9 protein-coding genes and 2 pseudogenes are annotated in these 14736 nt (G+C 32.9%); 5 read left to right on the top strand and 6 right to left on the bottom strand.

The genetic code is table 11. The features are described from left to right. Window positions 1-4: 4 nt before the first annotated feature. Both MJ631_RS02750 and MJ631_RS02745 read left to right on the top strand, forming a co-directional pair. Window positions 5-499, top strand: a complete 495-nt coding sequence (locus tag MJ631_RS02750; RefSeq protein WP_262986615.1) for a Tc toxin subunit A — start codon at window positions 5-7, stop codon at window positions 497-499. Beyond that, window positions 402-6179: a Tc toxin subunit A-related protein gene (locus tag MJ631_RS02745; protein ID WP_262986614.1), complete on the top strand. Its 5778-nt coding sequence runs from the start codon at window positions 402-404 to the stop codon at window positions 6177-6179. Before MJ631_RS02750 ends, MJ631_RS02745 begins: the two co-directional genes overlap by 98 nt. An 86-nt stretch (window positions 6180-6265) precedes the next feature. On the opposite strand, the gene MJ631_RS02740 is transcribed toward MJ631_RS02745, so the two are convergent. From MJ631_RS02740 to MJ631_RS02730, 3 genes are read right to left on the bottom strand one after another with little or no spacing between them, the layout of a single operon-like run. Continuing rightward, window positions 6266-6439, bottom strand: coding sequence for a hypothetical protein (locus tag MJ631_RS02740; RefSeq protein WP_262986613.1), 174 nt, complete (start codon window positions 6437-6439; stop codon window positions 6266-6268). 7 nt (window positions 6440-6446) lie between these two features. Then, on the bottom strand, window positions 6447-7280 hold the full coding sequence (locus MJ631_RS02735) for an ankyrin repeat domain-containing protein (protein WP_262986612.1): 834 nt from the start codon (window positions 7278-7280) through the stop codon (window positions 6447-6449). After that, window positions 7246-8109, bottom strand: a complete 864-nt coding sequence (locus tag MJ631_RS02730; protein WP_262986611.1) for an ankyrin repeat domain-containing protein — start codon at window positions 8107-8109, stop codon at window positions 7246-7248. Before MJ631_RS02730 ends, MJ631_RS02735 begins: the two co-directional genes overlap by 35 nt. 192 nt (window positions 8110-8301) lie before the next feature. Here MJ631_RS02730 and MJ631_RS02725 point away from each other — a divergent pair. The 3 genes and pseudogenes from MJ631_RS02725 to MJ631_RS02715 form a co-directional block, all read left to right on the top strand. Further along, window positions 8302-8418: pseudogene (locus tag MJ631_RS02725) on the top strand (IS5/IS1182 family transposase); the annotation flags it as partial. Between the two features lie 447 nt (window positions 8419-8865). Then, on the top strand, window positions 8866-11088 hold the full coding sequence (locus tag MJ631_RS02720; protein WP_262986610.1) for an ankyrin repeat domain-containing protein: 2223 nt from the start codon (window positions 8866-8868) through the stop codon (window positions 11086-11088). Window positions 11089-11311: 223 nt separating this feature from the next. Beyond that, window positions 11312-12453 (top strand): annotated as a pseudogene (locus MJ631_RS02715) (IS256 family transposase). Window positions 12454-12862: 409 nt separating this feature from the next. Here MJ631_RS02715 and MJ631_RS02710 read toward each other — a convergent pair. Genes MJ631_RS02710 through MJ631_RS02700 form a run of 3 tightly spaced genes read right to left on the bottom strand, consistent with a single transcriptional unit; the run spans window position 12863 to window position 14574 of the window. Beyond that, window positions 12863-13225, bottom strand: a complete 363-nt coding sequence (locus MJ631_RS02710) for a helix-turn-helix domain-containing protein (RefSeq protein ID WP_262986609.1) — start codon at window positions 13223-13225, stop codon at window positions 12863-12865. Between the two features lie 22 nt (window positions 13226-13247). Then, the gene (locus MJ631_RS02705; RefSeq protein ID WP_262986608.1) at window positions 13248-13577 is read right to left on the bottom strand and encodes a helix-turn-helix domain-containing protein; all 330 of its coding nucleotides are present in this window, start codon (window positions 13575-13577) and stop codon (window positions 13248-13250) included. Window positions 13578-13620: 43 nt separating this feature from the next. Then, window positions 13621-14574, bottom strand: a complete 954-nt coding sequence (locus MJ631_RS02700; protein WP_262986607.1) for a hypothetical protein — start codon at window positions 14572-14574, stop codon at window positions 13621-13623. Window positions 14575-14736: the final 162 nt, after the last annotated feature.

Here is a 14736-nt window from a genome sequence, read left to right as displayed (position 1 = left end):
CAATATGACAAAAATAGTTGAAAATACATTTGGAACAGAAAATGTTTATTCTGAATGCGATGACTGCCAGTCAGTTTTAAGCCCAGCAGCTTATTTCGTTAAGCTTATGGAAACTGTTGAAAAATACATTAAACCCAACACACTGAATTCACGACGTCCTGATTTGGAGAATATTAAATTAGACTGTGATAATACTAATAAGGAAAAACTATATCTGGAAGTTGCTAATCAGATAATGGAGGAGAAGCTCAAAAAAGAATCAAAAGGAAACATACTACAAAAATTAGCAACAGCTAAGTATCCATTTAATTTACCAGCTAACTTTCCCTTAATTGGTATACGTGCTTATCTTAAGGAGCATGACATAAGTTTAGCAGAGATGTATAAAATACTAATAAAAGATGCTGACACAACTGCAGAATCCTTACATCTTTCACCAGAAGCTTATCATTTCTACAGAGAAAACAGAATCTCATTTAAAAGAAGTATATGGAGTTGATAATTTAGAAGGACTAGCAAAAGTTGATTTATTTATTGCTAAAGCTAATATAAGTTATGATGAATTAGAGTTATTGCTTGATAGTTATAACAAAATTAAAAAACTTGCTGATTCGGCAAAACTAACAATTAAAGATAAAACTATCAATAATATTGATAATAATGCGTTGGGATTTTTACACCGTTTTATTCGTCTGGCAGTACAACTTGATTGGTCATTTACTGAGTTAGGCCAAATTTTGTTAATTATCGATAAAAATGAAATTAATGCTGATACTATAAAGTTAATAGCAGCAGTTAAGAATCTGCAAAATAAATTAAAACAACCTTTGAACAAAATATCCGAACTTTGTTATTCCTCAGTTGATTTTTTTGTTACTAATAAAGTTCCCGAAGAATTTCGAGAGCTGTTAAAAAAAGACTATCAACAGTTTCAGGACATAATAGATGCTAATGTCAAAATCAGCAGCACATTACAAGATATTTTAAAAATTGATGGTAATGAGTTGTCCTGTTTAGTTAATTATAATGATACTAAAGATAAGTCTAAATCTTCCGGAAACTTGAGGTTTTTCAGAATATATAAGCAAGTTTCATTAGCAAAAGTAGTAGGCATACCAATATTGGAGCTTATTAAATTTTTATCACAATTACAAATTACTGAACTAAATTTTACAAATATAGAACACGTAATTGAATTAAACGACTGGTTGAAAAAGTACTCAATCACTATTACACAACTAAATGATCTGCTAAATCCTTCTGTTTCTTTTCAAGAACAAGTAAGTAAAATAGAGGAAGAAATAGAAAGTCAATCTCAATCATCAGAGCTTTCAAGAGAAGAACTTCTTTATAACATAATATCTAAATATGTAGAAGTACAAACAGATCTATTCAATGCTATTTATGAATTTACTAAAAAGTATAAAGGATCTAAGGTACCAGTAAAACCACTCCTACAAAATATTGCTATATTTAAAGCCTTAAAATTATCAGCAGAAGACGTAAATAATATTACAAAACATGGTGACTTTTATGGGATAGTTTCAAATTGGTCATTAGAACAGATTAAAACTATCGTAAGCTATAAGGTTCTAACAGATCAATTTTCTAATAACGATATTACCTTTTCAAAGTATACAGATTGGTTACGTGGAACAGACTATAAAGAAAGTGAAGTTATAGAGAAGATAGAATCACTCACTAACTGGAACAGGAATACGTTGAAAAAGATAAAGGAGATAGAAGTATTTAAAGAAAATTTCACTAAAGAAAAAAACTCTATAGAATCTTTAACAAAAATTAAGCTTGTTATGGATGTAGTAACCGAATCTGGAATTAATGACGTAGCCTTGTTAGAATTAAGAGATTTATATACTTTAAAAGCAGATAGTGAAAATGATTGGAGAAAATATAACGATACTCTAGGTAACTTAGAATTATCAGAAAATGACGAAGTTAAAGAAAGAGTGAAAAAATATTTAGCCGAGCAAAAACGTGATATTCTAGCAAGATATTTAGTACACATACTCAAGCTTAAAGATATGCGAGAATTATATTCGCATTTATTGATAGATGTTGAAATGAGTGATTGCTCAAAGATATCACCTTTAAAAGCAGCACTAAACAGTGTGCAACTATATATCCACCGCTCTATAATGGGCTTAGAAAAAGATGTCACTATTGATAAAGAGCTAAATGAGGAGAAATGGAAATGGCTATCGAGTTATCGAGAATGGGAAGCAATCAGTAAGATAAACTTATATCCTGAAAATTATTTAAATCCTACTTTACAGAAGATAATAAGCCCAGAATATAAAACACTACAAAACACCTTAATGCAAGGAAATATTACAGATGAAGCAGTAAGCAATGGATACCTCAAGTATTTTGAAGATTTCGAAGGAGTTTCAACTTTAAAAATAGTAGATAGTTATTTTGAAGAAGTAGAGGATAAAATTTTTGGAGCAAAAAAAGATACTCTGTATATTATAGGACGGACAATTGCCCAGCCATACAACTATTACTACCGCACAGCAGTCTTCGATAAAGATAACGAAAAATTTGTCTATTGGACTGCCTGGGAAAAAATTGAGTCAGCAATTCCAGCAGAAACTGTAACGCCAATTTATGCATTCAATAGACTATTTATTTTTTGGTTACAACAAGTTACGAAGAAAGAAAGTGAAAAGGGCAAGCAAGATGATTTATCTGATAAAATTTATGCAACAATCAATTATATCTTTCAGAAACCAAGTGGCAGTTGGTCAGCACCACATGAGTTAGCAAGTAGTATTAAAATAGATAAAGCTGAGGAAAAAAATAAATTACACTGGAAAAAAGTGGCAGCTTTTTATCTAAGAGAGAAAGAAGGAGAAGAGGGACGTATTATAATTTTAATGGGTGAAATGAAAGAGGATGAAACTTTCAATTTATTTACCCTAGATGAGGATCTAACTGTCGAAAATAGGAATGGGAAATTTGCTGATTTTTCTTTAGAAGGAGAGCGCTACTCCTGTGCTATAGATAAGGATAAAAAAGATCAACTTTTTCTGGGATTGAACAAAAATATTTTTAAAAGTAATGCTACCAATCAAAGTGATAGTAAAGAGAATTTTATTCAAGGTGGAACAAAACTGCTTGGGGATTTTAAAATCTCTCTAGCTCAGCAAGTAATGAACAAACCAGGATGGTTCATTATTGAAGGAAATCTTAAAGGTGAAAACGTCCATGAGTCATTTCTATTGTTTACCAATAAGGCATATGACTTGAGTAGAATTAGTGAAAAATCAACCTATGAAATTATTGATCAAAAGAAATTAGAATGTAAATATAACAGTCCGGCTCCAAAGATGCCAATAGAAGATGTCTCATTTACATTTGTGAGATTAAATATTACTGGTAATGTCCGTGAATTACGTAAAAAAGCTTATTTAGGTAATCCTAAGAGGGTTTTAACTTTAGATTCACAAAAGTTTGAACAACTTAAATTTAACAGATTTGAGCCAAGCGCAAAAGTGAGTCATCCACCAGGCAATACTCTAGATTTTAATGGTGCTTATGGTATTTACCTGTGGGAAATATTCTATCACATACCAACACTGATTGCTTGGCATTTAAATCAAGAACAAGATTTTTCTATAGCACAGAAGTGGTATCAATATATTCTAGATCCTAATAACACCGAACAGCCGTGGCAGTTTTTACCTTTTATTCAAGGGAAAAACATTATAGATTATTTAAAAGACTCTCAGACAAAAACGGAGTTAGAAATAGATCCATATGATCCATATATTATTGCAAAGCAAAATATAGAATCATTTAAAAAGTACATCATAATTTCTTATGTAGACAATCTAATTGACTGGGGGAATATGCTCTTTGCTAAAGGATCATGGGAAGGATTAAATCAAGCTACTATGATATATATTAGAGCTTGGGATTTACTTGGACCTAAACCCATTAAAAATGGTAAACATGAAACTATTGCTAAAAGCTTTAAAGAATTAAAAGGCTTAAGTATAGCTCAAATGGAAGCAAAATTACCAGCTAGTGCTCAAAATATACAAATACCTTATAAAAGACGATCCATTAATGAAATTATTAATATTACAAAATATGATGATTATTTCTGCACGCCTCCAAATAAAGAGTTTATCGACTTATGGAATAGAATTGAAGACGAGCTTTATAAAATAAGACATTGTTTAGATAGGACTGGAAAAAGTTCAGTATTACCTTTGTTTGACTCACCAATAGATCCCAATCAAAGAGTTGCTGAAACTAGTAGTGGTAATAATATCAAAATACCTGATCAGTCTATACCACATTACCGATTTAGTTACATGATTTCTTATGCTAAATCAATAGTGGAAACTGTAATTCAATTTGGTAACGAGTTATTAAGTGCACTTGAGAAAAAAGATACTGAGACACTAGCTGTCCTTTACAACAAACAAGAAGGAATAATGGCTAATCTCATTACATCAATTAAAGAAAAAATTATAGAAGCTTTAAAAAAGGAGAAAGATGGACTGAATGAAAGTCTACTAAATGCTAAGAATCGTCAATCACACTATGAAAGACTAATTATCAATGATTTGTCAGCTGGCGAAAAAGAAGCAATAGCACTCTCTAGCACAGCGATTGATGTAAGAACAGGGGTTGCGGTTACCAGAGGAGTTGCTGCTGCTGCACACTTGATACCTACAGTCTACGGTCTTGCCGTAGGAGCTTTTCAACCAGGTAATGCTATCGAAGTAGGAGCGAATATAGCTGAATCAGCAGCAATGATTTTAAATGAAAAAGCACAAATAGCTTATACTACGGAGAACTACAGAAGACGTGCTGAAGATTGGGAGTTGCAAAAGGCTATGGCTTCTTACGATACAGAGCAGATTAACTATCAAATAGAAGCAAATAAAATTTATCAAGAGAATGCTATACAAGATCTTAAAGTCCATAAAAAATCAATAGAACAAATTAAGGAAAAAGAAGAGTTCTTTAGAAGTAAGTTTACTAATCGGGAGTTGTATAATTGGATGAGGGGACAGATAGCACGTGTGTACTTTCAAGCTTATAAAATGGCATTGGAAGTTGCTGTGCAAGCAGAAAAAGCTTATCAATATGAACTTAACAATAATAAGTCATATATCACAGCTAACTCTTGGAATAGTATGAAAGAAGGACTCCTTGCTGGAAACAACTTAAAGTTTCAACTTGAAGAAATGATAAAGAACTATAACAATGATAATAAAAGAGCTCTTGAAATCACTAAAGTAATTTCTTTAAAACAAATGGATCCTTTGGCACTTCATGAACTTAAAAATAAAGGCAGTTGTAAGTTTAGTTTTACAGAAAAATTGTTTGATCTAGACTTTCCTGGTCATTATTGTCGTAAGATAAAGAACATAAGAATTACTGTTCCTGCAGTAGTTGGTCCTTATGAAAATATTCATGCCAGCTTGCAGCAAACAAGTAATAAGGTAGTACTTAAAGATGATATTAATGCAATAAAGTTCTTGTTAGGGGAAAAAGGTATTAATCAACCAGACAGTAATGTCCTAAGAACAGATTTTAAACCGAACCAGCAAATAGCGATATCAAAAGGAGATCAAGATAGTGGATTATTTGAACTTAACTTTAACGATGAACGTTATTTGCCTTTTGAAGGTACAGGAGTGGTTTCTGATTGGGAATTAAATCTTCCTCAAGGAACTAATAGGTTTAATGTTAGTACTATCTCTGATGTGATAATACATGTTGATTATACAGCATTTGATGGAGGAAAAGGATTCAGACAAGATGTACAGAACCTTTCTACACTCAAACGCATATCTGAAATGTTGCTTTTAAATCTCAGTGTAGCTTATCCTGATACCTGGGAGAAATTTAAGCAAAAATACGATGAATTAACATTTAAACCATCTGCTGAGATCTTTCCTACTTACGTTAAGAACCCAGAAATTGGCGATAGCATTTATGTTTTTCCTACACCACAGGCTCCTAATATGAAAATAACAGTAAATAGCTGTAATTGGGATCCAAAGTCGTACAAGATCAATATAGACAAATCTTCTATTAAGCTTGATAGCGATTGGAAGCTCAAAGCAGCTGGTACTAGTTCAATCGACGAAATAACAATTATTATTCCTTACACAGGAGAAATCAATTGGAGTTAGAAAAAATAGCCTACTGATTATTCCGTATAAGAAGTCAGTAGGCTTCAAAATAAAGCTAGCTTAAATTTTTTATATTGCTGCCTGCCTTACATAAGTTCCCTAACTCGCGTTGAATTAACAGAAACCTCTTCTAGATAGTTGTTGGGCTTATTACTCTGCAAGTTAAAACTTCTTTGCTGTTCTGTATGACTAGAACTTGGCAATGTATCATCTGCATCCTTATGATAATCTACGTTTAACCTGTTATTAAAGGCAACCATAAATTCATTACATTTTTTTTGAATTTAATTTAGCTGCTTGCTCACCAGTGCAAGCTTTCTCTATATACAAACTTAAAAACTCAGGTACCTCATTAAGTTTATTGCTAGCAACCTTAGTATAAATTCCTTTGTACACCTCTAAAAAATCAATATCCAACAAGCGTATTGGTATACGACTCTCTCTTGCCGCGTATTTCACCGCTTTCTCAAATGCATGATTAATACTTAATGTATAACCTAATATTTGCTGTTCAGAAGGACCTTCAACTTTAGTAGAAATATATTTTTGCCCAGTAAATTTTCTTACAATCACATCCAGTAGTGATATTGTACTATTAAGGTCAACCTGTGATGGATGAAGAGCTATTGCATTATTTTGACTATTATAGCCATAAGCTAACTGCGGGGTTTTTTCAATCTTAACGTTATAAGAGTTGCCAACAAGTAGGGCATCTCTTGAACTTAGAGAATTAGATAAATGGCTTGTTGGGCTTTTAACTTTAGTAGGGTAACTAAGTGAATGCTGAACATCACGACGTCTACGACTAGCGCTCTTTGCTTGTAGAAAGTCTATAACACTTTTACAATCCTTACTTTCTTGTCTCTTAGCAAGATCCAAGGGCGTTCTACCTTTGTCATTTTTAGCATTAACATTAGCTCCTTTCTCATCTACGAGGTACTTTACTACGTTCAAGTGACAGTTATCAGCAGCTACATGTAAGACTGTATTGCCATAATTATTCTTGACACTAATAATATCAGGCTTTTTATCCACAAAAATTTTAACTATCTCTAACTTGCCATTTTCAGCAGCAACATGTATTTGGCATGTTGCCGTCATTATTAGATTTAGCGTAGATATCTACATCTTTGTTATCTATAAGAAATCGAACTACACCTGTATTACCCTCTCGAGCAGCTATATGTAAAGGTGTAAAACCTAGGTCACTTTTAGAATTAACTTCAGCGCCACTCTGTATAAGTAGTCTGGACACTTCCGAATTATTATTTTTAGCAGCATAGTGTAGAGGTGTCCAACAACTCCCGCTTTTAGCATTAATTGTAGCGTTCTTGCTTATAAGGTATTCAACTGCTGGATCGCTATTACTTTCAGCAGCATAGTGTAATAGTACTCTATTATCATCATCTTTCGTATTAACATTATCACCGTTTATGAAAAGCTCCATAGCCTTCTTTGGACTATTTGCAGCAACGTACTGCAGAAGTGGGATTCCAGATGATTTAGCTGATTTTTCAGTAAGAAACCTTGCTATCTCGAGCTTATCCCGATTAAGAGCAACGATTAAAGGAGTATACCCATTATAGTCTTTAGCATTAACATCAGCTTTATTCTCTACAAGCTTTTCTACTATATTTAAGATACCTTTTTCAGCAGCTAAGTGCAGAGGAGTAGAGCCATTACTATTTTTAGCATTAACATTTGCCCCTTCCTCTAAAAGAGCCTTAACTTTATTATAGTCACCTGTTATTACAGCATCAAATAACATATCATCTTTTGTTGGAGAAGTTGGTGTTGGAGAAGTTGGGTTGAATTCATTCTCGCATGTAGGATCATCCCAGCATGTATCAGTAATAGGATCACATCTAGTATGACTATCTTTACAATTAGCAACATCACGCTTACTACGATTAATAATTAAATTTTTCATTCTTTGCCCCTTGCTTAAACTACATTTACTTATAATAATAACTTTTCACCTCAAGCCACTTTAACCATACTAAAATATTTCTGAAAAGCAACATGTTATTTTATTACAAAAAACTATTAATTCTCTTTTCCTAAATTTCTAGACTTTTTGCATAACTGAGGAAATGATACCAAAAGCAATATCAATGAAGGTATGCAAATTGAACAAATAAGTAAACTCGATGAAGAGGATTTTAGAAGATTAACAGGAGTAAAAAGAAAAACATTTGAAAAAATAATAGAAATTATAATGGAAGAAGAGACTAAGAAATGGAGAATTAACTAGAGCATTTGTACCTTCTGCAACGATTTTATTATTACTTAAGTCAAGCTTAATAAGTTTTACTAAACACGTTGAACTAGCCAAAATTATTCTCGCTCTTTCACTATCAATGTAGCTCTTGGATAAAATGAGCTGCGTAATGTCTGAATCTTGCAAAAAATTTATTCATTCTTTTATGTCTAAATCATCTAAACACAAAGCATTATCTTTAATATAATCATTCAGATTTAACATATCATGCCTCTTAATTTTTCCCAAACCAACATATTCTACAGGTGGGTAAAGCACTTTATTTGATATGTAGTCAATTAACCAGCAATTTAGGAAAAGAGAATGAATATTTTTTTTAGCAAAGCACTTTAATAGAGGGGTTGCTTTGCAAAAATATTTTAGTATGATTAAAGTGGCTATATAATAAGATTAAAAGGAGGCGAAATGAGTTTAGATGATGAGCTATTCAGCGCTATAAGAGAAGATAACTATGATAAGGTTAAAGCTCTTGTAGAAAAAGGTGCTAGTGTTAATGCTAAAGGTAAAGATGGATATACTCCCCTACACACCGCTGCTAGGTGGGGCAGCTTGAGTGTAGTAAAATACCTTACAGAAAAAGGGGCTGATGTTAATGACAAAGGTAAAGATGGATATACTCCCTTGCACAGTGGTGCTCAGGCTGGAAAGGTAAATATAGTAAGGTATCTCATAGAAAAAGGGGCTGATGTTAAGGCTGTGGCTAATGATGGGTACAATTTCGTACATACCGCGATTAGATGGGGGAGATTAAATATAGTAAGATATCTTGTAGAAGAAAGAGGGTTTAATGTTAAAGAAGCTGATGATGGGTATAACCCTTTGCACACTGCTGTTATGCTTGATGACTTAGATGAAGTAAAACGTTTAGTAGAGAAAGGTGCTAACGTTAATGCTAAAGATAATAATGGATATACTCCGTTAAATTTAGCTGTTGCTCTTGCTTCTGATAATGCTTTAAATATAGCAAAGTATCTCATAGAAAAAGGTGCTGATGTTAGTATTAAAGATAATGGTGGGTCTACCCCTCTGCACAATGCTGTTAACCGGGCTAGCTTGGATATAATAAAGTTTCTTATACAAAAAAACGCTAATGTTAATGCTAAAGATAATAATGGATGTACTCCCTTGTACAATGCTGCCTATCAACGTACCCTTGATATAGTAGAGTATCTCATAGAAAAAGGGGCTAATGTTAATATTAAGGATAATGGTGGACGTGCTGTCTTGCATGGTGCTGCCCATGGTGGTATGCTAGATTTAGTACAGTACCTTATAGAAAAAAAAGGAGCTGATGTTAATGTTAAAGATAATCATTACAAAGTACCATTACATTACGCTGCTGAAAATAATCTTGATTCAAAAGTAGTTGAATTCCTTCTGAGCAAGGGCGTCTCGGTTGATGCTAAAGATAAGAGTGAGTGGACACCTCTACACTATTCCGTTAAGAATGATAGATTGAGCGTACCTAGATTTCTCGTAGAGAAGGGTGCTAATGTTAATTCTAAAAGTGACCTAGGTTTTACACCTTTACATATAGCTGCTCAAGAAGGTAGTTCAGCTGTGGCTAAAGTTCTTGTAGATACTCCAGATATCGATATCTATGCTAAATCTAATAATGACGGCAACATGCCAATACATGTTGCTGCTGAAAATGGTAAGTTAGAGATAGTTAAAATCTTTGTGGATAAAAAGCCTGATATTATTAATATCAAGAATAATTATGGCAATACAGTCTTACATGTAGCTGCTGATAACTGTCACTTGAACGTAGTAAAGTACCTCGTAGATGAGAAGGGAGCTAATGTTAATGCTAAAAATAAAAAAGACAGAACGCCTTTGGATCTTGCTAAGAGACAAGAAAGTAAGGATTGCAAAAGTGTTATAGAATTCCTACAAGGAAAGAGCGCTAGTCGTAGACGTCGTGATGTTCAGCATTCACTCAGTTACCCTACTAAAGTTAAAAGCCCAACAAGCCATTTATCTAATTCTCTAAGTTCAAGAGATGCCCTACTTGTTGGCAACTCTTATAACGTTAAGATTGAAAAAACCCCGCAGTTAGCTTATGACTATAATAGTCAAAATAATGCAGCAGCTTTTTATCCATCACAGGTTGACCTTAATAGTACAATATCACTACTGGATGTGATTGTAAGAAAATTTACTGGGCAAAAATATATTTCTACTAAAGTTGAAGGTCCTTCTGAACAGCAAATATTAGGTTATACATTAAGTATTAATCATGCATTTGAAAAAGCGGTGAAATACGCGGCAAGAGAGAGTCGTATACCAATACGCTTGTTGGATATTGATTTTTTAGAGGTGTACAAAGGAATTTATACTAAGGTTGCTAGCAATAAACTTAATGAGGTACCTGAGTTTTTAAGTTTGTATATAAAGAAAGCTTGCACTGGTGAGCAAGCAGCTAAATTAAATTCAAAAAAATGTAATGAATTTATAGTTGCCTTTAATAACAGGTTAAACGTAGATTATTATAAGGATGCAGATGATACATTGCCAAGTTCTAGTCATACAGAACAGCAAAGAAGTTTTAACTTGCAGAGTAATAAGCCTAACAACTATCTAGAAGATGTTTCTATTAATTCAACGCGAGTTAGGAAGCTTATGTAACATAAAAGCTAGTTTTTGGTAACCGTTCACGCAATGGCGTCAACTTAAGGAAAAATATCAGCGATAGTGTATAAAATTTCTCTCTAAAATTTTTATCATTAAATTACCCAAAAGCTGCAATAAACAGCACGTTTGTTTCTGTTTTATTTCAGGGAATGTTCAAAAAAGTGTGTCAAACCGAGAAATAAAAATAAAATAGAAACAAAAAATAGAGGTTTGATATATGAGTTACAAAATAGAAAATGGAACGACTGGCCTAGTAGATTACAAAGAGCTGGAAGCAAATATACTGTCATCAATAAGGGAAGGTAAACCATTGATGGGGAGAGATGGAGCATTAACACCATTTGTAAAAAGGCTGCTGGAAGCAAGTCTAGAAGGTGAAATAGAGCATCATTTATCTAATGAAAGAGAAGAAAAGAATCGAAGAAACGGAAAGAATGGCAAAACTTTGAAGACGAGTGCAGGTTCATTTGAACTATTGACACCAAGAGATAGAGAGGGAAGTTTCGAACCACAGATAGTGAAAAAAAAAGGCAAACAACAGAACTTGAAACAAAGGTCTTGAACATGTTTGCAAGCGGTGTGGGATACAGGGATATAGCATCCTATGTGGAAGAAATCTATGACCATAAAATATCTGCAGCAGAGATATCTGGAATTACAGATAAATTACTGCCTATAATCAATGAATGGAGGAGTCGTCCCCTACAATCAGTATACCCGATAGTATTTATGGATGGGATGTTTTTTAAGGTCAAAGAGAATGGACATTGCATAAGTAAATGCATGTACAATATATTAGGAATAGACCAAAATGGCAGAAAAGAAGTACTGGGTTTTTACTTAGCAGAAAGTGAGGGAGCTAACTTCTGGCTAGGCGTATTAAATGACTTAAAAGAGAGAGGAGTAGAAGACATTTTGATAGCTTGTGTTGACGGTCTAAAAAGCTTCCCTACAGCTATAAATAGCGTATTTCCCAATGCTGAGGTACAGTTATGCATTGTGCACCAAATAAGAAATTCACTAAAATACGTATCCAGCAAAGATATAAAAGTTTTTATGAATGATTTGAAAAAAATATACCGTGCTACAGGTAGAGAAATCGCCGAAAATTATTTACTTGAACTGGAGGAAAAATGGGGTGAAAAATATCCTTTAGTCATAAAATCGTGGCAAAACAATTGGGAAAATTTGTCTAGTTATTTTAAGTATTCTGGCCCTGTTAGAAGGCTAATTTATACCACCAATCCAATTGAGGGGTTGCACAGACAAATCAGAAAATTTACTAAAACCAAAGGTTCATTTACCAGTACAAATGCCTTGTACAAATTGGTATATTGTGCTATAAAAAAGATAGAGTAAAAATGGGCTATGGCTTTGCCTAATTGGGCTCTAACTATATCTCAACTTGATATCTTTTTTCCTGATAGGTTAAAAATTGAGTTGAACTAAAAATTCGCTTTGACACACTTTTTTGAACATTCCCCAAAAAAGCACAGGAATTTGGCTACATCTTAGTTCAAAAAGATGAACTGGTTGAGGGAGTTTCTTAGAAGCGTTTTCTGCTACAACCTTTTCTTGCACTACCTTATCTCTGTGAACGGTTGCAATTATTTTAGAAAAGTTTATAAATTACTAACTTAATATATAAAATAGTTTTTTTTCATCTTCTTTTTTCCTTATTCTACTTTTCCTTAACTTGACGCAATGGTTTATTGAAAACTTCTTCATGTTATGAAAATATCCAGGTATTTGTACTTTAAAACCTGTATTATTTGTGAGCAAGAGCCTTAATCACTAAATGAACAATGTCACGCAGAGTTTCATCCTCAATTTTTCTATATTCCCTCACTAGCCTTGATATTTCTTCGCTGCCTACATCGCTATGGAAGGCCTTATCATGTAAGTCTTCAGAGGCTTTGGTAAAAAAATACGACATATCAACCGATAGTACTTCTGCTAATTTATATAACCTATCAACTACAAGCCTAATCTCTCCGCTTTCATATCCTTGTACATGCTGAAATGAAATTTCAAGCTTTTTTCCTAAGTCTCTTTGACTAAAACCACACATTAGCCTTCTTTTCCTTATTCTTTCCCCTATTTGTTTATTGATAGGATGTTGTATAGTCATTTTACGTATCAGGTAATATTAACTATGTATTATCACTTTGAGAAAAAGATTTTACCAATATATAAACTGCACTACGTAACCTTTTGCTCTTAATTTCGTTATATCCTTTGACTAACTTTAGTATTTCTTCATCATAAGCTTCATGTGAGTCAGTATGCATATCAGTAAAAAAGTTAGCAACATCTATCGATAGTGCTTTTGCTAAATCATATAATCTACTGGCCAAAACACAATTTGAACCATTTTCGTACTTTTGTATCTGTCTATACGAAACACCTATTCTCTTTCCCAATTCGGTCTGTGTCAAAGAACGATCTAACCTAAGTTGTTTTATTTTTTTACCTAATTGCACTTTTCACCTCTTATTCAAATTTACAACAAATTTTATGAAAAAGCTAGCAAAGTAATTGCTTTAATAATTTCTGCCTCTCGCTAATTAAATCGTTTGGCCTTACGTATTTTTTCTCAATTTCCCTCATCTCTTTTTCTCGTTCTGCAATGCTATTTCGTATTACTTCAGCCGAGTATCTGCTTTTGCCACATGCAAACTCTGATCTTAATCTTCTAACCTTATATTCGAGCTCAACAAATCTTTCATGCTGCTCAAGAAGCTCTATCATGTGTTTGATTTCAGAATTCAGCTTTTTTTCCTCAACATCTTTCACAATAAAAGAAAGCAGAAGCTTATCTATTTGGTAATCAATATTTGGTTGGGTAGCAAACAGATTGATCATAGCTTTTACATCAGTAGGATTTGCAACTAATAAGCTAAAATTACTACATAAAAAACTATAGAACTTTATCGTCTTCACAAGATAATTTTTCATATCTTGTGATAATTGCAATTCTTTGTGAATTCCTGATAACGATATTTTTAATTCTTCCAAATATTTCGTATCAAAATTACTTACTTTTTCAGGTACAAGAATCATGAGCAGCTTTTTTATGAGCTCAACATCATTTGACTTAACTGCATTATAAAGAGCTTTATCCTTATCTTTTTTTAAATCATAAAGCTCTGATGAGTTATCTATACTGAATAAATAGTTTGCTACGTCAGTGTTTCCTTGAGGAGAATAGATCAGAATATCCAATTCTCTTAGCGGGTGGTCATCATTAAACTTTTCTAGTAACTGCTTATCGGTAGTTTCCTCTATTGCTAAAGCAGCTTTACTGATCTTTTTCAGTTCAGAAACATTATCTCTTGAATTTTCAAGTATGTCTTTAGCCTTGTCTAGCAGCTGCTCATATAGAATTATTTTTTCTTCATTATCAAGTAGCTGACAATGCTTCTTCAACTTTTCAGTGGAGTAAGACAAGAGATCCATTTCTTTCAGTTTTACAATCACAATACCCAACTTTTATTGAAATTGAAATAATTTTTACAAGATGTGTTTTTCTAGTGTAAATGCCCGTAAAACTTGTTATTATAATATACAGTAAATTAATAAGTCGTATAATATTAACAATTAAATAATATTTATCACGATATGATCGAATAGTAATTAGAT

The organism is Wolbachia endosymbiont of Oryzaephilus surinamensis (genome assembly GCF_025617515.1).
Lineage (GTDB): Bacteria > Pseudomonadota > Alphaproteobacteria > Rickettsiales > Anaplasmataceae > Wolbachia.
The sequence above is the reverse complement of the archived record's forward strand: the minus strand, read 5'-3'. Positions and strand labels throughout refer to the sequence as shown.

Excerpts from the sequence above, each read along its gene's own strand:
- MJ631_RS02740 (WP_262986613.1), bottom strand. The coding sequence starts at position 6,439 with ATGGTTGCCTTTAATAACAGGTTAAACGTAGATTATCATAAGGATGCA.
- MJ631_RS02745 (WP_262986614.1), top strand. The coding sequence starts at position 402 with ATGCTGACACAACTGCAGAATCCTTACATCTTTCACCAGAAGCTTATC.
- MJ631_RS02710 (WP_262986609.1), bottom strand. The coding sequence starts at position 13,225 with ATGACTATACAACATCCTATCAATAAACAAATAGGGGAAAGAATAAGG.
- MJ631_RS02730 (WP_262986611.1), bottom strand. The coding sequence starts at position 8,109 with ATGAAAAATTTAATTATTAATCGTAGTAAGCGTGATGTTGCTAATTGT.
- MJ631_RS02750 (WP_262986615.1), top strand. The coding sequence starts at position 5 with ATGACAAAAATAGTTGAAAATACATTTGGAACAGAAAATGTTTATTCT.
- MJ631_RS02735 (WP_262986612.1), bottom strand. The coding sequence starts at position 7,280 with ATGACGGCAACATGCCAAATACATGTTGCTGCTGAAAATGGCAAGTTA.
- MJ631_RS02720 (WP_262986610.1), top strand. The coding sequence starts at position 8,866 with ATGAGTTTAGATGATGAGCTATTCAGCGCTATAAGAGAAGATAACTAT.